At 59.6% G+C, this 19,474-nt stretch carries 21 protein-coding genes; 12 read left to right on the top strand and 9 right to left on the bottom strand.

The features are described 5' to 3' along the window. Positions 1-5 precede the first annotated feature (5 nt). The 12 genes from FGF54_RS06045 to FGF54_RS05990 all read left to right on the top strand — a co-directional run bounded on the left by FGF54_RS06045 (position 6) and on the right by FGF54_RS05990 (position 8,960). Entirely contained in the window at positions 6-1,235 is a 1,230-nt protein-coding gene (locus FGF54_RS06045; RefSeq protein WP_142779183.1) for a thioester reductase domain-containing protein, read from the top strand. A 101-nt stretch (positions 1,236-1,336) separates the two neighbouring features. Continuing rightward, positions 1,337-1,690, top strand: coding sequence for a helix-turn-helix transcriptional regulator (locus tag FGF54_RS06040; RefSeq protein ID WP_142779182.1), 354 nt, complete (start codon positions 1,337-1,339; stop codon positions 1,688-1,690). 83 nt (positions 1,691-1,773) lie between these two features. Then, positions 1,774-2,301: an arsenate reductase ArsC gene (locus FGF54_RS06035; RefSeq protein WP_142779181.1), complete on the top strand. Its 528-nt coding sequence runs from the start codon at positions 1,774-1,776 to the stop codon at positions 2,299-2,301. Continuing rightward, positions 2,301-3,359: an ACR3 family arsenite efflux transporter gene (arsB, locus tag FGF54_RS06030; RefSeq protein ID WP_142779180.1), complete on the top strand. Its 1,059-nt coding sequence runs from the start codon at positions 2,301-2,303 to the stop codon at positions 3,357-3,359. The genes FGF54_RS06035 and arsB overlap by 1 nt, the downstream gene beginning before the upstream one ends. 2 nt (positions 3,360-3,361) lie before the next feature. Next, positions 3,362-3,784: an arsenate reductase (glutaredoxin) gene (gene arsC, locus FGF54_RS06025; protein ID WP_142779179.1), complete on the top strand. Its 423-nt coding sequence runs from the start codon at positions 3,362-3,364 to the stop codon at positions 3,782-3,784. Beyond that, on the top strand, positions 3,759-4,487 hold the full coding sequence (gene arsH, locus FGF54_RS06020) for an arsenical resistance protein ArsH (RefSeq protein ID WP_246666974.1): 729 nt from the start codon (positions 3,759-3,761) through the stop codon (positions 4,485-4,487). Before arsC ends, arsH begins: the two co-directional genes overlap by 26 nt. Before the next feature lie 370 nt (positions 4,488-4,857). Next, entirely contained in the window at positions 4,858-5,424 is a 567-nt protein-coding gene (locus FGF54_RS06015; RefSeq protein WP_142779178.1) for a YceI family protein, read from the top strand. Positions 5,425-5,536: 112 nt separating this feature from the next. Then, positions 5,537-5,926: a hypothetical protein gene (locus tag FGF54_RS06010; protein WP_142779177.1), complete on the top strand. Its 390-nt coding sequence runs from the start codon at positions 5,537-5,539 to the stop codon at positions 5,924-5,926. Positions 5,927-5,931: 5 nt separating this feature from the next. Beyond that, complete coding sequence (locus FGF54_RS06005) at positions 5,932-6,438, top strand: sigma-70 family RNA polymerase sigma factor (RefSeq protein WP_142779176.1); 507 nt, start codon at positions 5,932-5,934, stop codon at positions 6,436-6,438. After that, positions 6,435-7,214: an anti-sigma factor gene (locus FGF54_RS06000; RefSeq protein ID WP_142779175.1), complete on the top strand. Its 780-nt coding sequence runs from the start codon at positions 6,435-6,437 to the stop codon at positions 7,212-7,214. Before FGF54_RS06005 ends, FGF54_RS06000 begins: the two co-directional genes overlap by 4 nt. A 3-nt stretch (positions 7,215-7,217) precedes the next feature. Next, positions 7,218-7,862: a cytochrome b gene (locus tag FGF54_RS05995; protein ID WP_142779174.1), complete on the top strand. Its 645-nt coding sequence runs from the start codon at positions 7,218-7,220 to the stop codon at positions 7,860-7,862. 468 nt (positions 7,863-8,330) lie between these two features. Next, a complete protein-coding gene (locus tag FGF54_RS05990; RefSeq protein WP_142779173.1) occupies positions 8,331-8,960 on the top strand; it encodes a DUF1062 domain-containing protein in 630 nt (209 codons plus the stop codon). A 72-nt stretch (positions 8,961-9,032) separates the two neighbouring features. On the opposite strand, the gene FGF54_RS05985 is transcribed toward FGF54_RS05990, so the two are convergent. From FGF54_RS05985 to FGF54_RS05940, 9 genes are all read right to left on the bottom strand, one after another. Beyond that, entirely contained in the window at positions 9,033-9,731 is a 699-nt protein-coding gene (locus FGF54_RS05985) for an HpcH/HpaI aldolase/citrate lyase family protein (RefSeq protein WP_142779172.1), read from the bottom strand. 12 nt (positions 9,732-9,743) lie between these two features. Continuing rightward, positions 9,744-10,550 (bottom strand): SDR family oxidoreductase, encoded by an 807-nt coding sequence (locus FGF54_RS05980; RefSeq protein ID WP_142779171.1) that lies wholly within the window; start codon positions 10,548-10,550, stop codon positions 9,744-9,746. Between the two features lie 9 nt (positions 10,551-10,559). Next, positions 10,560-12,236, bottom strand: a complete 1,677-nt coding sequence (locus FGF54_RS05975; protein WP_142779170.1) for a hydantoinase B/oxoprolinase family protein — start codon at positions 12,234-12,236, stop codon at positions 10,560-10,562. 12 nt (positions 12,237-12,248) lie between these two features. After that, on the bottom strand, positions 12,249-14,312 hold the full coding sequence (locus tag FGF54_RS05970) for a hydantoinase/oxoprolinase family protein (RefSeq protein WP_142779169.1): 2,064 nt from the start codon (positions 14,310-14,312) through the stop codon (positions 12,249-12,251). Positions 14,313-14,458: 146 nt separating this feature from the next. Then, on the bottom strand, positions 14,459-15,397 hold the full coding sequence (nac, locus tag FGF54_RS05965) for a nitrogen assimilation transcriptional regulator NAC (RefSeq protein WP_080852064.1): 939 nt from the start codon (positions 15,395-15,397) through the stop codon (positions 14,459-14,461). Between the two features lie 323 nt (positions 15,398-15,720). Beyond that, entirely contained in the window at positions 15,721-16,929 is a 1,209-nt protein-coding gene (locus FGF54_RS05955) for an aspartate transaminase (RefSeq protein ID WP_142779168.1), read from the bottom strand. A 36-nt stretch (positions 16,930-16,965) separates the two neighbouring features. Next, a complete protein-coding gene (locus FGF54_RS05950) occupies positions 16,966-17,709 on the bottom strand; it encodes an ABC transporter ATP-binding protein (RefSeq protein ID WP_142779167.1) in 744 nt (247 codons plus the stop codon). Beyond that, positions 17,699-18,472 carry an ABC transporter ATP-binding protein gene (locus FGF54_RS05945; protein ID WP_080817072.1) on the bottom strand — a complete coding sequence of 258 codons (774 nt, stop codon included), beginning with the start codon at positions 18,470-18,472 and terminating at the stop codon, positions 17,699-17,701. The genes FGF54_RS05950 and FGF54_RS05945 overlap by 11 nt, the downstream gene beginning before the upstream one ends. Beyond that, positions 18,469-19,455, bottom strand: a complete 987-nt coding sequence (locus tag FGF54_RS05940) for a branched-chain amino acid ABC transporter permease (RefSeq protein WP_142779166.1) — start codon at positions 19,453-19,455, stop codon at positions 18,469-18,471. The genes FGF54_RS05945 and FGF54_RS05940 overlap by 4 nt, the downstream gene beginning before the upstream one ends. Positions 19,456-19,474 lie beyond the last annotated feature (19 nt).

The raw sequence follows: 19,474 nt of genomic DNA, 5'->3' as shown, positions 1-19,474 counted from the left end.
CGGCGATGACATATGGGAACGATGTGGACAATATCCTGCTGACCGGCGCCACCGGCGTGATGGGCGGCCGTCTGCTGCTGGAATTATTGAGCGCAACGAAAGCAACGATTTATTGCCTGGTGCGCGCCAGCGACGCGGCGGAGGCGAAAAACAAGATCGAGAGCGTCCTGTTCTGCTACGACGAGGAGCGCAGCCTCAAACAGGAAGCCGCCGCGCGCATCGTGCCGGTTCTCGGCGATATTTCCAGATCCCATCTCGGCCTGCAACGGCAGGTGTGGCGCGACCTCGCCGCCAGGATCGATCTTGCGCTGCATTGCGCGGCCAATGTCAATCTGATCGCGTCCTACAGCAAGATCGCGCCGGTCAATGTCGGCGGTTCGGCCAATATGGTGGAGTTCTGCCTCGAGGGGAAAATCCCGTTGATGCATACATCGAGCTTCAGCGTGATCGGTGACAAGCTCTATGAGGATTTCACGCTTTATGAGGATGCGCTCGATGTCGGTCAGCGTTTTCCCGACATGGATTACGAACGCTCCAAATTCGAGTCAGAAAAGCTGATGCATGCCGCCGGGCAAAAGGGTCTCGATTTCATCATCGTACGGCCGGGCAATATCTGGGGCGACAGCCGCACCGGCCGTTATCCGCTGACCCAGACCAAGGTGAAGGGCATTTATTACGAGGCCGTGCGCGCCATCGTGGAAACCGGCTTCACCTTCGCATCGGATGAGGATTTCGACATCACGCCGGTCGACTACGTGGCGCGGGCAAGCCTTTACCTCGCCTTGAACTGGCGCGCGCACAACCGCCGCACCTTCAATCTCGTCAATCCGAGGCCTATCGACTGGAACACGCTGGTGGAACAGGTGCGCGATTGCGGCTACGTGATCCGCGAACTCTCGCGCGACAATTATTTCGATGCGCTCAATCAGGGCCGTATGTTGCGGGAGGGCAAGGCTTACAGCTCGGTCTTCACCGATCTGCTGTCGATGCTGGGCAATGGCGACTATGTACGAGACAGCGGCAAATACGATACCGCCAACGCCCGGAAGGCGCTCGCGGGAAGCGGAATTAGCTGCCATGAATGCGATGTCATGCTGATGATGCGCTATCTCGACTATGCCTTCGAAAAAGGTTTTCTGCCGCTCGCCGGTAGCGGCTTTCCGCTGGCCGAAATTTCGAGGACCGTCGTGCCGCGCGGTTTCATGGAACGGCTTTACGACGCCAAACTGGTTTAAGCGCTTGCAGGGGCGGGGCGAGGGGAATTCCTTCGCCCGGCCTGTCGACCATGACGATATCCGGTACTTGACACGCCCAATATATCCATTATTCTAGATATATGGATAACAGTAGTGCAATCACCGCGCTTGGCGCGCTCGCCCAATCTACCCGACTGGAGACTTTCCGGCTTCTCGTGCGCCATGAGCCGGATGGTATTCCGGCCGGTGAGCTTGCGCGTCTTGTCGACGTTCCCCAGAACACGATGTCGGCGCATCTCGCCACGCTTTCCCGGGCCGGTCTGGTCAAGAGTGAGCGGCAGAGCCGGTCTATCATCTATCGCGCCGATCTTGACGGGTTGCGTCTGCTGACCCTGTTTCTGCTGAAGGATTGCTGCGGTGGTTCGACCGAACTTTGCGCGCCTTTGATCGCAGAACTGACACCCTGCTGCAGCCCGCAGGCAAAGTCGTCATGAACGCCGCCGGGCTGGTGTCCACCATTTCTTCTGCTTTGATCGCGGGGCTTGCGAGACCACCGATCTAACCACGGACCGAAACCATGACCGACAAGATCTATAACGTGCTCTTTTTGTGCACGGGCAATTCCGCTCGCTCCATTCTTGCCGAATCCATTCTCGCCAAGGAAGGTGAGGGGAGGTTCAATGCCTATTCGGCCGGCAGCCAGCCGAAGGGAGAGGTAAATCCTCACGCCCTGAAGGAACTGGCGGTGCTGGGGTATCCCACCAGCGGCTTCACCTCGAAAAGCTGGGACGTGTTTGCCGGGCCGGATGCGCCACGGATGGATTTCATCTTCACGGTATGCGACAGCGCCGACAGCGAAGCCTGTCCGGTCTGGATCGGCCATCCGATGACGGCCCATTGGGGGGTAGAGGATCCCGCCGCTGCGGTCGGCTCGGAGATCGAGGTTCAGCGCGCCTTCGCGCAGGCCGCGCGTTTCCTCAAGAACAGGATCGTGGCTTTCGTCAGCCTGCCCCTGCAATCCATCGATCGGATGGCGCTGGAAACGCAGCTTCGGCAGATCGGTGCATTGGATGGAACCACCAATCCGGAAGGAAAGTCGGCCTGATGTCCTTGTTCGAACGATATCTGACGGTCTGGGTGTTTCTGTGCATCGTCGCCGGTGTCGCGCTCGGTCATTTGATGCCCGGCGTCTTTCAGCTCATCGCTGCGGCCGAGATCGCAAAAGTGAATATTCCGGTCGCGATCCTGATCTGGCTGATGATCATTCCGATGCTGCTCAAGATCGATTTCCGCTCTCTTTCGCAGGTCGGCATGTTCTGGCGCGGCATTGGCGTGACGTTGTTCATCAACTGGGCCGTCAAGCCGTTCTCGATGGCGCTGCTCGGCTGGTTTTTCATCGGCTGGCTGTTCCGCCCTTATCTTCCGGCTGGTGAGATCGACTCCTATGTCGCCGGGTTGATCATCCTTGCCGCTGCTCCATGCACCGCCATGGTCTTCGTCTGGAGCAACCTTACACGCGGTGAGCCGCTGTTTACGCTGTCGCAGGTCGCGCTCAACGATGCGATCATGGTCGTGGCCTTTGCTCCCGTGGTCGGCCTGCTGCTCGGCCTTTCCGCCATTACCGTGCCCTGGGATACGCTTGTTCTCTCCGTTGCGCTCTATATTGTCGTTCCGGTCATCCTTGCGCAGCTGATCAGGCATCGGCTCATGACTGACGGAACCTCACGGATTCTGGATTGCGTTCTCGCAAAGCTGCAGCCGGTTTCTCTGGCGGCGCTGCTCGCGACACTCATTCTTCTCTTCGCCTTTCAGGGCGAGCAAATCATCGCCCAGCCGGCCATCATCGGCCTGCTCGCCATTCCAATCCTCATCCAGGTCTATCTGAATTCGGGGCTTGCCTACCTGCTGAACCGCATGACGGGTGAGCGCCATTGCGTCGCCGGGCCATCCGCACTCATTGGCGCCAGCAACTTCTTCGAACTCGCGGTCGCGGCCGCCATCAGCCTGTTCGGCTTTCAGTCAGGTGCGGCGCTGGCAACCGTTGTCGGCGTCCTCATCGAAGTTCCGGTCATGCTTTCGGTCGTCTGGATCGTGAACCGCTCGAAGGGCTGGTATGAGGCTGCACCCGCCGTTTCCCGAACGATAATGACCGAAAGGCATTGACCATGGACGCCACCATCTATCACAACCCGTCCTGCGGGACGTCGCGCAACACGCTGGCGCTGATCCGCGCGGCAGGGATCGAGCCGACCGTGATCGAATATCTGCGGGAACCGCCGACACGCGAAAATCTCGCAAGAATGATTGCGGATGCGGGCCTGACGGTGCGCGAAGCCATGCGCGAGAAGGGGACGCCTTATGCCGAGCTCGGTCTCGACAATCCGGACCTGACTGACGACCAGTTGCTCGATGCGATGATGGAAACGCCGATCCTCATCAATCGTCCCTTTGTCGTAACACCGCTCGGCACCAGGCTCGCCCGTCCTTCAGAGGTCGTGCTGGATATTCTGCCGGACATTTTCAAAGGGCCGTTCTTCAAGGAGGACGGCGAGCAGGTTCTCAATAATGAAGGAAAGCGCATTGTCTGACAGGTTCCCCGCATTGCAGGCGCATCACCTGCACAGCATTGACCCGGAGGCTCTGCGTCCGGCGTTTTCGACCCATAAACCACGCATCCTGATCCTTTATGGCTCGCTGCGCGAGGTGTCCTATAGCCGTCTGCTGGCATTCGAGGCTGGGCGGCTGCTCGAACGGCTCGGTTGCGAGGTTCGGATATTCGATCCGAAGGGCCTGCCTTTGCCCGATGAAGCGCCGGCCAGCCATGCCAAGGTGCAGGAACTGCGTGAACTTTCAGAGTGGTCGGAAGGACAGGTCTGGGTAAGCCCGGAACGCCATGGCGCGATGACCGGCATCATGAAGTCGCAGATCGACTGGATTCCTCTTGCGATCGGTTCTGTACGGCCGACACAGGGCAAGACGCTCGCCGTCATGGAAGTGTCCGGCGGCAGCCAGTCCTTCAACGCCGTGAACCAGATGCGAATTCTCGGCCGATGGATGCGGATGATCACCATTCCCAACCAGTCTTCGGTGGCAAGGGCGTATCAGGAATTCGACGCGGAAGGCCGGATGAAGCCTTCATCCTATTATGACCGGGTCGTGGATGTCTGCGAGGAACTGGTGAAATTCACGCTGCTGACGCGTGACGCTTCCAGCTATCTCACAGATAGATATAGCGAACGCAAAGAGTTGGCAGATGAACTTGAGAAACGTGTTTCGCTAAAATCAATCTGACGGGCTGGGTTCGGTTCAACGCTTCGTGCTTTTCAATCCCTGAACCATATGATCGGTTCGATTGCGGCGGGAGAAGATATTCACGGGCTTTCGAGGCGTTGAACCAGCCATGGCTTGATCGTGCGGCGACGTATATAACCAGCAATAGCCACACAAATCCGGAACTACATCATCAAATAAGTTCCATAATCTATCTTATGCGATTATTGTTTGTGGGTTGAAGCCATCGCCCTGACGGGTATTCTCCCGGCGCAGCGAACGCCGGTCTTCCCTTATGGGTGGGATTTTGACGATGTGCCGGCGTGGCGTGGATTAAACCTCTTCCTGTGGTGTTCTCCTGAGTGCGACTACTCATCAAGGAGCTTGCGCCGTGAAATATTTCCACTCCATCACTCTCTTTATCCTGACATTGGTTTGTTCGCCGGTCTCTGCCAGTCCATTCTCGTCGGCGGCCGGACGCTATCGTATCGATCCTGCCTCTCACATCCGCTTTTCAATTGCGCAGGTTGCCGGCCCTGGGATCAAGGGCACAATTCCTGATATTTCCGGCCGCTTTGATATCGACCCGGACCAGCCGGCCAGGTCTTACGTGGAAATCAGTCTCAACCCTTCCAGTGTCCAGACCGGGCAGAAACGGGTGGAAAACTTCCTGCGATCCAGCGCGGTTTTTAATATCGCCGTTTATCCGCAGATCGTGTTTCGCTCCAGCCGCGTTACGCAGGACGGACCGCGCAGCGCCGTGGTTGAAGGCACATTGACAGCCAGAGGCATATCCAGACCCGAAACGTTTCACGCGACATTCGTTGAACAGCAGAAGGGATCCGTCACCTTCCACGTCACCGGCAATGTCGCACGCCTGCCCTATGGCATGGGTGTCGGAGTGCCGCTCTATTCGAATACGGTTGCATTCGACATCGATTTGAAGGGCGTCAGATAAAGGCGCTGGGGCATCTAAAAATCGAGCGACGGTGGGATTAAAAGCCGCGGGCGGGTGTTTGTCTAATATCGGGCATATCGTCCGATCCATTACCCTTCAAAGGACTATCGTCATGCGTGCACATCATTTCGTTCTGGCCGGCGTTGCAGCGCTTGCCGCCTCGGCTGCCCTCACCGAACCCTATGCCGGTGGCGCCGTGGTTGAAAAGGCAACGGCCAAAGGCACGATCCTGACCGACGCCAAGGGCATGACACTCTATACGTTCGACAGTGATACAAATGGCGCATCGGTCTGCTACGATGGCTGCGCAAAGAAATGGCCGCCCCTCGCCGCCTCGAAAACCGACAAGACGGATGGCGACTATAAACCAATCTCCCGCAAAGATGGTACGATGCAATGGTCGCATGACGGAAAGCCGCTCTATCGCTGGCAGATGGACAGGAAGCCCGGCGATGTCACGGGCGATGGCGTCGGCGGCGTCTGGCACATTGCCAAGGAATAGTGTCCATGCCGGATTTTCTGGACGAGATGACGAATTGCATACCAGCGCTTCGCCGCTACGCGAATGCGCTCACGCATGATCGTGACACGGCTGACGATCTCGTCCAGGACTGTCTGGAAAGAGCGATCCGTAAAAAGGCGCTGTGGAAACCTCAGGGACCGTTGCGTCCGTGGTTGTACCGGGTGCTCGTCAACGTCTACCGCAACAATCTGCGCGGCCGCAATCGCCGGCCCTCGCAAATCCCGATCGATGATGTCGCGGAACAACTGTTTGTGCCGGCGGCGCAGACGGGCCGGCTTGCGCTTGCCGAAATGGCCCGCGCCATCGAAAAACTGTCCGGCGAACATCGCGAGGCCCTGCTCCTCGTCGTCATCGAGGGCCTCAGTTATGCGGAAGCGGCAGATGTTCTTGAAATTCCGCTGGGCACGCTGATGTCCCGTCTGGGGCGGGCCCGAACGGCTCTCGCCCGTATGACCCAGGAAGACCAGCCAAATCTCAAGGTGATAAAATGACCGGCAGCGAACCGCAGATAACCGAAGCCGATCTCATCTCTTATGTCGACGGGCAGCTCGAAGACAGGCAGCGTGACGCCGTTCGTGCCCACCTCGCCTCCAATCCGGCCGACGCAAGCAAGGTCGCGATATGGCAACAGCAGAATGCGACGCTGAAGGCTCTCTACGGCCCTCTTGATACCGACGCCCTGCCCGAGCGCCTCGATGTGTACCGCATCGAGCGGCGTCTGCGGTCGCAGCGCGCCGATTGGCGTAACATGGCGGCGGCATCCATCCTCATTCTGGCCATTGGCTTGACAGGCGGCTGGTTCGGGCGCGGGCTGGTGTCCCAGGTCGCGGAACCGACCCCCTCCATCGTGGCGGATGCAACGCAGGCGCATAAGCTGTTTGCGAGCGAGGTTCTGCATCCGGTGGAAATCCGGGCCGATGCGGAGAATGCTTCCAGCCTGCCGAAATGGATTTCGAAACGGCTGGACCGCAAACTGAACATTCCCGACCTCACCCGCCACGGTCTGTCCCTTGTCGGCGGCCGGGTTCTTCCCAGCTCCGAAGGCGCCGCCGCCCAGCTGATGTATGAGGATAAAAGCGGGCAGCGCGTCACTCTTTATATCGTAGCTGCGGCCGATTCGAGCGACACCGCCATGCAGCGGTCCAGCCTCGGTTCGCTGGAGGCCATCTCCTGGGACGATGAAACCATCCGCTGTGCTTTGGTCGGCAACCTGCCATCCGACCGCATGGACGCCATCGCGAAAGATACCTATCAACAATTGAGCTAGCCGATGAGATATTTCGAGGATCATTCCGATAGCGCAACGACGCGGGAACGGCCGTGGCGTAATACGTCCATATCTTACGGACTGGTGGCAATCGCGTTCCATTGGACAATCGCGGTGCTTTTCCTGGTGCAGCTTGCGCTGGGATATCTGATGAGCCGCGACAATATCGACCCGGTTCTTCAGTTCGACCTGTTCCAATATCACAAGTCGATAGGATTTCTGGTGCTGGCCCTCGCCGCGCCACGTTTCCTGTGGTCTGTTTTCAGTAGAAAGCCGCAGGCTCTTGAAGGCGAAGGGCTGGCATCGAGGTTCGCCGCGCGGGCCGCTCACGCCGCATTGCTGTTCCTTACGCTCGCCGTTCCCCTCGCCGGCTGGGCAATTGCGTCGACCTCGCCTCTGCAAATCCCCAGTTACGTCTTCGACCTCGTGGTCGTGCCGGGATTGCCTCTGGTGATTTCCGATCAGTCGGAGGCCTTCTGGAGCGAGGTTCACGCCACCCTCGCCTACCTTGCCGCAGCCATCGTCTTTCTTCATGTAGCGGCGGCGTTGTGGCACCATTTTATCCGCAAGGATTCGACGCTCCGGCGTATGCTTCCGTTTCCGACAGCCGCAGATAGCAGGGGTAAAACCGCCTCCTCCCGGAAATAAACGCACAAGCCATTTTTGTGTAAGTGTATGTTTTTTCATTATTTTTCTGAGAAATAAAATCCGGCCGGTAGCCTCATTTGAACCGGGAAGAATGGGCGGATCACCTGACGTTGCATAAAAGTCGCATCGCAACGGCTTTCGGCCTTTTCGCTGCACTGGATGACTCTATTTCGGAGCGATCATTTGTTATTGTCGCCGCCGAAGAGCATTGGCGCATCGAGGTAGACTTTGCCTAAGTAAATACCGGTCTCAATCCAGTTTCACCCGTATTGCGGATAGCCACAGGCTGTCTGCGTATGATCATGTTCATCGGGTGGTGGCAAGAGACCGGTCTGGCATTGTTATAATGTGCCCTGCGCAGCACCGCTGTCTCAGCTCTTCACCACCCCAGAACACCGCCATACCGTTCCCGTAAGGGTTTTCTCCTGCACCATCTTGGTGGACTTCCGAATGGAAGACCAAGAGACTATGTGCAATTTACTTCGGGTCCAATGGACCATTACGCCACGAACGGCGCCCCAGCCCTGGATTGCATGCAGCGGATGCGGCGGCCTGAGGGCATTTCAGGCCAGCGGCAAGATCCGGCTTAACGCCAATGGCCGCAAGCTGGATGCCTGGCTTATCTATAGATGCATAATCTGCGACAAGAGCTGGAACAGGCCGATTTTCGAGCGACAGAATGTCCGGGACATCAGCCCTGCCGTTCTCGAAGCGCTGCAGTCCAACGATCCGCAATGGATAAGGGCGGAGACATTCAACCTCGAAGCCTTGAGACGTAAATCGCAGCGCGTCGATGAGTTTCCCGAATTCGATATCGCGAAACAGATACGGGATGAACCTCCCGACTGGGTCATGGCGGAGATTGATCTCACGGTTCCGTTTCAGACCGGCATACGCCTTGACCGACTGCTGGCGTCTGAACTCGGGCTTTCGCGGTCGATGCTGCAGAAGCTCCAGGATGACGGTTGGCTTCGGGCGCAGTCCGACCGTTCCGATCTTTTGCGGCGGCGCGTTAAAAACGGCACCCGGATCGTGATCGCGCGCTGCGACGGCTTCGATCCGGAGCATTTGTGGAAACCCGTCACGGCGGATTTCTAACAGCATAACGAGGGCCTGAAGGTTCAGGCCCTCGCTTGCGGCATCGTTCAGCCGAGAAACCCCTGCTCCACCTCAGGCAAGTGCCTTTTTCACCGCGGCGAGACCTCGGCGCAGGAACGGATCGGAATGGACGTAGAAGAATTGTACGCCGCGCTCCCGCCAGTGCGGCATTTCTTCCAGCGTCGCGAGCGTTCCCGCGATCTTTCCGGCTGCGCGTATCTTGTCGACAGCAATGGCGACTTTCTCCATCACCACATCCGGGCGCGGCTCGCCGAATGGCGGCGCGGGCGGATAGCCCATATCCTGCGAAAGATCGCCGGGACCGATGAAGAAGAGGTCGATACCCTCGACCGTCAGCATCTCGTCCAGAGCATCGATCGCATCGACGGTCTCGATCATGGCGATGACCAGCCGCTTTTCATAGTCTGACGGCAGGGCGTAACGCACCGCATCGACAATCGCGCGGGCCTCCTCGGCATTGCCAACCATGGGCACCATGATCCCGTCCGCGCCGGCATTCAGATAGCGAATGATGATCGGCCGCTCGTGCGAATGGGGGCGCACGATGGCAGCGCCACCGACGGAGCGCACCACCTGCCCGGTCGCCCGCACATCCTCAAAGCTCCATGTGCCGTGCTCGCAATCGAGGAAGATTGCGTCCGCGCCCAGTTCCACCAGCCGGGCGGAAAGGCCCGACGACGTATGGTGCGGGGTGAACATGCTGATAGCTTCACCCGCCGCAAGACGGGCACGCAGCTTTGCTCCATTCATGGACGTCTCTCCCTAGTTTTTTTTCGGCATGTCCGGCGTGTCGTCCGGCGCGCCCACCCAGCGCGCGACTTCGATATCCTTCGAGGTGTCACGCATATGGGTCGGGCAGATGTGCAGTTCCGGAATGACTGCGCTTTGGTTCAGGCTGGCGCAGAGCAGGATGGCGCGGGCCACGTCATGCGGATCCATCATCACGGCGCGTTCTTCCTTCAGAGGAGGACGCGCGCGGTTGTTCATGATCGGCGTATCCGTCTCGCCCGGCAGGATGGTCGTCGCGCGGATACCCTGGTTGCGATAGCTATTGTGCAGGAAGGTCATGAAGTTCTTCACGCCCGCCTTGGCAGCGCCGTAAGCCACGCCGCCCAGAAGATTGGGATTGAGAGCGGCGAGCGAGGAGACGGTGATGATGGTACCCTCACCCTTTGCGATCATCTCCGGCAGCACCGCCTGTGTCAGGTTGAACACGGCCGTCAGATTGACGTTGATGGTGGCATTCCACTCCTCCTCGCCGATGAAGCGGGCGTTGAGCACCTTGCTGGCGGAACCGGCATTGTTGACCAGAATATCAATGGGACCGACGGCCTCGCCGATCGACTTGACCGTGGCGAAGATCGCCTCGCGCGAGGCGATATCGAGCGTCCGGGCAATCGCCTTCCCCTTCTTCTTTTCGATCAGTTCCGCGACCTCGCGCAGCGGATCGAGGCGGCGTCCGGTCAGAACGACCGCCGCCCCTTCTTTCGCCAGCAAAATTGCGGTTTCGCGGCCGATGCCTGAACCGGCGCCGGTTACCAGCGCAATTTTTCCGTTCAGCAGTCCCATTCTCATCTCCTATTCGGCTGCGGCAGCAATGGCGCCAGAATAGCCGAAGATTTCTTTCGCCGCCTTGGCGGTTACCAGACCTTCGGAAATATCCTGTTCGATCAGCGCGCGCGAACGCTCGCTGGCCCTGCCCCAGCCGCCACCGCCGGGTGTTTGAACTTCCAGACGTTCGCCGGTCTGAAGAACGACCTTACCCTTGGGGAAATGCGACTTGCCCTGCTTCATCACCTTGCCGGCGGACCCGCTCTGGCCTTCCACCACGCCGAAGCAGGGATGGCGGACGCGTTCCGATGCCAGATAAATGTTCATCGGGTTCTTGCCGAGATTGCGCAGAACGACGCGCTGGCCAAGGCCGCCGCGATGTTTGCCGGCACCACCGGAATCGGCGATGAGTTCCTTGCGTTCCGTCAGCACCGGAACGGCGACCTCGAACATTTCGATGGCCGTGACCTTGCAGTTGGAGGGGAAGCTCAGCGTGTCCAGCCCGTCAAATTCGGCGCGCGCGCCCTGCCCTCCGTGGAAATTCTGCACGGAACCGTATTGCGTGCCATCGTTACGCTGGCCGACGCAGTTGGCCGCCCAGATCGGCGCGCCGCCGCTGTCGCCCAGAACCTTTTCCGGCACGATGCCTTCCAGCGCCTTGAAGATGAGCGAAGGAATGACGTGGCCGATCAGGTTGCGTGAATTGCCCGCCGTCCATTCCTGCGGATTGAGAATGCAGCCGAGCGGCGCCTCGTCGGTAATCGGGACGATGCAGCCCTCATTATTGGGTGTTTCGGCATCGAGCAGGCATTTCAACGCGTAGACCGAATGGGCGTAACGGTAGTTCGTGCGGCAGTTGATCGAGTGCAGGACCTGATCCGAGGTGCCGGTATAATCCACATGAATGGAATCGTCCCTGACGATCACGGCGGCTTTGAGTTTGACGTCGACATCGTAGCCGTCGAGCAGGACTTCGGCGGAATAGGTGCCGTTCGGCCATTCGCGGATCGCCTTGCGCGTCTGCGCCTCGGAGCGGGTATGGATGGCGTCCGCCAGCCCGTCGACATCGTCCAGTCCGTATTCATCGAGGAATTTCACCAGTTCGCGGCCCATGACATTGTTGGCGGCGATCATCGATTCCAGATCGCCGCGCACTTCCGTGGGAAGGCGGACGGAGGCTGCGATGATATCGAACACATCCTCGTTCGGAACGCCGGCCTTGAGCAGCTTGACGATGGGAAAACGGATACCTTCCGCGAAAATGTCGCTGGCTTCCGAATGCAGCGGCGCGCCTCCGATATCGGGAAGATGGGCGATGGACCCCGCATAGGCGACGACCTTGCCATTCTTGAAGATCGGCGTGATCATCGTCACGTCAGGCAGATGGCCAGTTCCGATTTCCGGATCGTTTGTGGCGAGAACATCGCCCTCTTCCAGCATTTCCACCGGAAACTTCGGCAGGAAATATTTCTGCGCCGCCGCCGGCAGCGAGGTGATGAAGACCGGGATCGACCAGGTGCATTGCGCCAGCGCCCTGCCCTTACTGTCGAGAAGTACCGTAACGTAATCATGGTTCTCTCGCACGATCGGCGAAAATGCCGTCTTGCCGAGCACGTTATCGGCCTGATCCGCGATGAAGATCAGGCGGTTCCACATGACCTGAAGGTTGATCGGATCGTTGAAATCGGTTGCGGGTTTCGACATCTGACTGCCCCCTTAGAGAATATTGATCACGAGATTGCCGTGGGCATCGACATGGAAGGTGCCGCTCGGCCCGACAACGGCTGTCGATTCACGCTGTTCCACAATGGCAGGTCCATTCACCTCGTGGCCGACGGGCAGCTTGTAGTGGTCGTAAACCGAGGTTTCGACATAGCCGCCCGCCTCCTGAAAATAGACCTGTCGGCTGCCCTTGCGGGCTTCGGCAATGACGGTTTCATGCGGCCGGGTGACCTGATCCTTCTCGCCGCTGGCGCGCAGACGCCAGGTGATGACTTCTAGCGGTGCGGCCACCGTGCGGCCGAACAATTCGCGATAGAGCTTGAAGAAACTGCCGCGCAATTCTTCAAGGAAAAGGTCTTTCGGCAGGTTACGGTCGGGCAGTACCACCGTGATCTCGTGGCCCTGCCCCACATGGCGCATATCCACGGTATAGCGATTGGTGATCGTCTCCTTCGGAACGCCGGCGGCCGAAACGACTTCCGCACCCTGAGCGGAAAGATCATCGAGCAGGCGGTTCATCGCGTCGATATCCCAGGCGTCGAGCGCCATCGGATGGCTTGCTGAGAGATCGACGGCGACCGGCGCGATCAACAGGCCGATGGCGGAACTGACGCCCGCGCCCGTCGGGCAGATGATGCGCGAAATGCCGAGCTTGCGGGCGATGCCATAGGCATGCACCGGGCCGGCTCCGCCGAAAGCCACCATGGGCAGCGAGCGTGGATCGACGCCGAGATCGGTCGCATGCATGGCAGCCGCCTTGCTCATGGATTCGTTGACGAGATCGTGGATGCCCCAGGCGCAGCGCTCGACCGACACATCGAGCGAGGCGGCCAGTTTGGCCATCGCCCCGTGGGCCGCGTCCTTCGACACCTTGAACGAGCCGCCGACGAAGGATTCCGTTCCCATGTAACCGAGAAGAATGTCGGCATCGGTCACCGTCGGTTCGGTTCCACCGCGCTGATAGGCGGCCGGACCCGGCATGGCGCCGGCGGAATGCGGGCCGACATCGAGAAGGCCGAGAGGGTTCTTCGCGGCGATGGAACCGCCGCCAGCGCCGATCTCGATCATCTGGATCGACTGGATTTTCAGCGGAAAACCGGAGCCCTTGCGGAAACGCTGGTAATGCGCGACTTCGAGATCGGTGCCGACATTCGGTTCGCCATCGGGAATGAGGCAAAGCTTGGCGGTGGTGCCGCCCATGTCGAAGGAAAGCACGCTCGCCTCACCTGCCGTGCGGCCGAATTCGGCGGCGGCGACAGCACCTGCGGCGGGGCCGGATTCGATCAGGCGCACGGGAAGTTCGGCGGCGCGGCGGCTCGGCACAAGACCGCCCGAAGAGGTCATCCACAGCACTTGCCGGTCGATTCCCTTCTCAGCAAACTCCCGCTGCAGATGCGCGACGTGGCCCGACATTTGCGGGCGGGTATAGGCATTGACCACCGTTGTCGAGGCGCGGTCGAATTCACGCATTTCCGGGCAGACCTCGGAAGACAAGGACACGAAGATATCCGGGTCTTCTTCGCGCAGAAGGGCGGCGACGCGCTGCTCGTGCTGCGGATATTTGTAAGCGTGCAGCAGGCAGACCGCCACCGAGCGGATGCCCTTCTCCTTCAGCCGTCCGGCAATCTCGCGAACGGTCGCTTCCTTGAGTTCCGTCATCACCTCGCCATCGGCGGCGATGCGTTCTTCGGCGCCGAAACTGTTGGCGCGGGTGACCAGCGGATCGGGATATTTGATGTTCAGATCATAGAGATCGTAACGCCCCTCGTTGCGGATCCGCAGCATGTCCTGAAAACCGTCGGTGGTGACGAAACCGGTCTCCACGCCCTTGCGCTCCAGCACGGCATTGGTGACGACGGTGGTTGCGCCAAGCACCTGCAGGTTCTCGATGGCAATCGCGTCCGCATGCTTTTCGAGCAGCTCCGACACGCCCTGGACAACGGCTTCGGCCGGATTTTTCGGCGTGCTCAGGACTTTATGGAGGTGAAGTTCGCCGCTGTCGTCCAGAAGCGCGAAATCGGTAAAGGTACCGCCAGTATCGAAAGCCAGTTTTGCCATTGTTTCCCTCGAGCGACCATGCAGCCTCTTTGGCTGCCTTGTGGACCCAAATTTGAATCCGTTCACTGATGGAAAATTTGAAACGTTCGGCGGGCCTTTACCAACACAACCTCGGTCTGCCGCCATAGGGTTTGCTTATAGCGAATTCAGATGGCGCGAATGCCGGGGTGATGGCCGCTCTTGAGCTTTGTGACGATCTCGAGAAGCACGGAACGCGCCGCCAGAGCCGGCTCGGAAAGCGGCATATGATCGGAGACGCAGAGCGAAACCGTGGCGTCGATGACGGGGGTTGTGAGCGGGTGCAGCTGGGCGCCGCTGAAGCTCGGGGTTTCCAGGACAACGGAGGCCGGAAGGATCGTTGAGCCGAGACCGTCCAGCACCGCCGCCCCGAGCGCCGGCACGGATTCCAGCTCGGAAATGACCTCCGGCTTTGCGCGCGCCCGCGCCAGACCTTCATCAATGAGCCGGCGAAGGAAATGCGCCTTGCTTGGCAGCAACATCGCGTGGCCATCCAGCGCCGAGAGCGGAAGCGGCTGACCGGGTTCGGCCGGCAGCTTCATATCGGCGGGCGAGACGAGGAACATTTCTTCGCGGAACAAAGGTTCCAGCGTCACGCCCTTGATCGGATCGGAGGTGTAGATCAGGGCCATGTCCATCTTGCCGGTCATGATCAGCTCGCTGAGGATATGGCCGAAACTGTCGTTGATATGGACCGTAATGGCGGGAAACCGCGCCCTCATTTCCTTGATGAGCGGCAGGGACAGTGCGCTGGACGAGGAATAGGTGGCAAGCCCGATGGAGACCCGGCCGGAGACCGAGCGGGCGGAGCGGTCGATATCGGTCTGCGCCTGCTCGATCTGCTTCAGCATGATCTGCGCATGGCGATAGAGGATCAACCCGGCCTCGGTCGGTGCGATACCGACATTGCTGCGCAACAGAAGCTGGTGTTTGAAATGCTGTTCCAGCGACGCGATCTGCTGCGACAGCGCCGGCTGCGCCACACGAAGAATGCCGGCGGCACGCGAAACGCTGCCGGTATCGACGATCTTGACGAAGCTCTTGAGTTTTTTGAAATCGACGCTCATCGGTCCCCACTTTTTGGGGAAATCCTAGCGTATCGAGGAGGAAACGGGAATGGATTTCTGCAAGGACGGCGCGTAATTTCAATGGGATAGAGCGTTTCACATGTCCCGAACACTGTAGACGACACAAGTGCTTTATGTAATCGGACATTCCCTCGCCCTCATTCCTGTGCTTGTCACAGGAATCCAGCCGACGCGCGTCTGCGCGACGAGAGGACTCTTTTCAGCCCAAGGACTTGGGCTGGCTGGATCCCTGTGACAAGCACAGGGATGAGGGACGGTGAGCGGACCGCAAAAAAAGCGTCCTTTGGGCCGAGCGGTCTGTCTTACCGCAGGGCCGCCACCGCACGCTCGATGCGGTCGCATGCATCCTCCAGCACTTCCATGGAGGTGGCGAAGGAGATGCGGAAATAGGGCGAAAGCCCGTAGGCCGCGCCCTGAAGGGCCGCCACGCCGACGCTGTCGAGGAGATAGAGGACGAAATCGAGATCGTTTTCGATCACCTTGCCATCCGCCATCGTCCTGCCGATCACACCGGCGCAGCTCGGATAGAGGTAGAACGCGCCGTCCGGCACCATGCAGGAAAGGCCGGGGATCGCGTTCAGGCGCGCGCAGGCGTAGTCGCGCCGCTGTTTATAGACCGCAACGCTTTCCGTCACGAATGTCTGATCGCCGGAAAGCGCATGGGCGGCGGCGGCCTGGCTGACCGAGGACGGGCAGGATGACATTTGTGACTGCAACTTGTTGATGGCGGCGATGACGGCTGCCGGCCCTGCCCCGTAACCGATTCGCCATCCCGTCATGGCATAGGACTTTGAAACGCCGTTGGTCAGAAGCACCCGGTCCTTCAGTTCAGGAACGACGGCAACGAGGGTTTTCATCGGCTCGTTTCTGAACCAGACCTGATCGTAAATATCGTCGGAAAGGATCATGACATGCGGATGGCGCAGCAATACGTCGCCTAGCGCTCTCAGTTCCGCTTCGCTATAGGCGGCACCCGTCGGGTTCGAAGGGGCGTTGAGGATCAGCCACAGCGTCTTCGGGGTGATCGCCGCTTCCAGCGCTTCGGCCGTCAGTTTGAACCCCGTTTCCTCCGGGCATGCGACGATGACGGGCGTGCCGTCATTGGCGATGACCATATCTGGATAAGACACCCAGTAGGGAGCCGGAATAATCACTTCCGCACCATTCTCCACGCTCGCCATCAGCGCCAGAAACAGGATCTGCTTGGCGCCGCCGCCGACGCAGATTTCGCTATCGCCATAGGCGATGCCAAGACGTTTCTGGAAGTCGCCGATGATCGCCTTGCGAAGCGCCGGCGTGCCGTTGACAGCGGTATATTTGGTCTCGCCCCGGTCGATGGCGGCATGGGCGGCCGCCTTGACGGCTTGCGGCGTATCGAAATCCGGCTCGCCCACCGTCAGGTCGGCGATGTCGCGGCCGGCGGCCTTCAATTCGCGGGCGCGGGCCGCCGCCGCCGTGCTTGGCGAAACCCTAATTTTCGACACGCGTGATGCTGGCACGAAAGTGCTCATGGTCTTTCCTCGTCTCAATCTAAAGCTTTGGACCTGTCAATGCGCGGCTTCGAGTTCGCCGCGCATCTTTCCGGTCAGGAACAATTCGCCAAGTTCATCATGGGTGATCTCCGCCGGCCTGCCGTCCCAGATCACCTTGCCGAGACGGAGAATGACGGCGCGCTCAGCCACCTCCATGGCCTTTTTGGTGTTCTGCTCGACCAGCAGGATGGTCATGCCATTCGCATGCAGCCGCAGCAGCTCATCGAACACGATACCGATTGCGGCGGGTGAGAGACCAACCGAGGGCTCATCCACCAGCAGCACCTTCGGCCGCTGCAGAACCGCCATCGCCACTTCGAGCAATTGCTGCTCGCCGCCCGACATATTGCCTGCGAGCGTCGAGCGCCGTGTCTTCAGGATCGGGAAAAGGTCGTAGACATAATCCCGGTCCGCCTTCACCTTTGCATCGCGAATGGTATAGGCGGCCATTTGCAGGTTTTCATCGACGGTCATGACCGGGAAGTTGCAACGGCCCTGCGGCACGAAGGATATGCCCTCCCCCAGAATGGCGCGCGACGACAATCCGGCGATGTTCCTGCCGCGCCAGTCGATGCCGCCTTCCTTGATGGTCGTCATGCCATAGAGCGTCTTGAGCAGGGTGGATTTGCCCGCCCCGTTCGGCCCCATGAGAGCCACGAATTGCCCGGCCGGCACATCCAGATCGACGCCGTTCAGGATATCGAGATTGCCGTAACCCGCGCGCAGGCCCTGGATAGAAAGATTGCTGTCAGCCGCCAAGATAGGCCTCCCTCACACGCTGGTCCTGAATGATGTCATGCGGCAGTCCCTCGACCAGTTTCGTTCCCTGATCGAGCACGACGACACGCTGGCAGATACTGGTGACGACATCGATATTATGTTCGATGACGAGGAAGCTCACGCCGAGCGATTTATTCGCATATTGGATCGTCTCCACCACGCGCTCAATGATCTTCGGATTGATGCCCGCCATCGGCTCGTCGAGCAGGATAAGCTTCGGTTCCGGCATCAGCATGGAAGCGAACTGGATAAGTTTCTGCTGGCCGCCGGACAGATTGCCGGCAGGCTGATGACGGACATCCCAGAGGCCTGCCATCTTGATCAACTCGCGCGCCCGCTCTCTCAACCCGGCCACGCGGCGGCGTGACATGCCGCCGAGGCCGAAGGTCGACAGGAGCGAGGGAAAGGTGAACATCTGGCCGGCGATGATGAGGTTCTCCTCCACATCGAGTGCCTTGAAGGTCACCGTCTTCTGGAACGAGCGCAGCATGCGGCCTTCGCGGGCGATGCGGTTGAGCGACCAGCCGGTGATATCCTGCCCGTCCAGTATCACCTTGCCGGTATCCGGCCGGGCAAGCCCAGTGCTGCAATCGAAGAAGGTGGACTTTCCCGAGCCGTTAGGCCCGATCAGCCCGGCGATCTCGCCGCGATTGATGTGCATGCTGACATCGTTGACCGCCTTCACCGCACCATAGGACTTGCTGAGGTTCTTTATCTCAAGGATGGGAAGATGAGCCGTCATTTCGAGCCTCCGATCGCGTTCCAGAAGCGATTGATCAGGGGAGCAAAGCCCTTTTTGAACCAGAAGACGAGAACGAGAAGGCAGAAACCATAGGCGATCATCCGCACTTCAGGAGCCACGCGCAGCGCCTCGGTCAATCCGACGAAGAGCAGGCTGCCGAAGACGGTTCCCGAGATCATGCCAGCACCACCGCCAAGAACGATGATCAGCATCGTCGTGGAATAATACATCTGGAAGGTCAGCGGGCTGACCACCGTGAGGTAATGGGCATAGAGGCTGCCCCCTACCCCGGCAAAAACGGCGCTCAGCATGAAAACGATCAGCTTGTAGCGCCAGGTCGGAACGCCGAGAGACTCCGCCAGCGTTTCGTTTTCGCGAATGGCGACCATGTTGCGGCCCGCCGGCGAGCGGACGATTGCCCATGCGGCGAGCGTTCCCAGCACGCAGATGGCCAGAGCCAGATAATAGAAGCTGGTGGTTCCGCTGACAGTGAAGGAGAGCGGGCCAAGCGCGAAATAGGGTTTCGGAATGCCGGAGAGGCCCATGTCGCCGCGGGTCAGCGAAATCCAGTTCTTGGCGATTGCCTGGCCGATGATGACGAAACCGAGCGTACACATGACGAAGGATGTCGAGCGAAGCCGCAAAGCCGGAATGCCGAGCGGCAGGGCAAGTGCGCCGGAGACCAGGCCGGCGGCAATAAGGTTCACATAAAACGGTGTTTCATAGTGAACCGCCAGCAGGCCGGCCGTATAGGCGCCGATGCCGAAGAAAGCCGCCTGCGCCAGCGACAGCAGACCGGTATAGCCGACGAGCAGATTGAGCCCATGCGCCGGCAGCATGAAGATGAGCGCGATGATGAGCGAATGCGTGACGTAACGCGTGCCGATGAAGGGCGCGGCAAGTGCTACGACGATCAGGACGGCGGCGAGCGGAATGCGCAGATCGCGGCGGCGTGCCTGGGGAACGGTGTCTGTGAGAGACATGTCTAGTCCTCAAAATTCG

Origin of the sequence: Agrobacterium sp. T29, from assembly GCF_006970545.1 — a bacterium.
GTDB classification, from domain to species: Bacteria; Pseudomonadota; Alphaproteobacteria; order Rhizobiales; family Rhizobiaceae; genus Agrobacterium; species Agrobacterium leguminum.
This window is presented reverse-complemented; position numbering and strand designations above follow the sequence as displayed.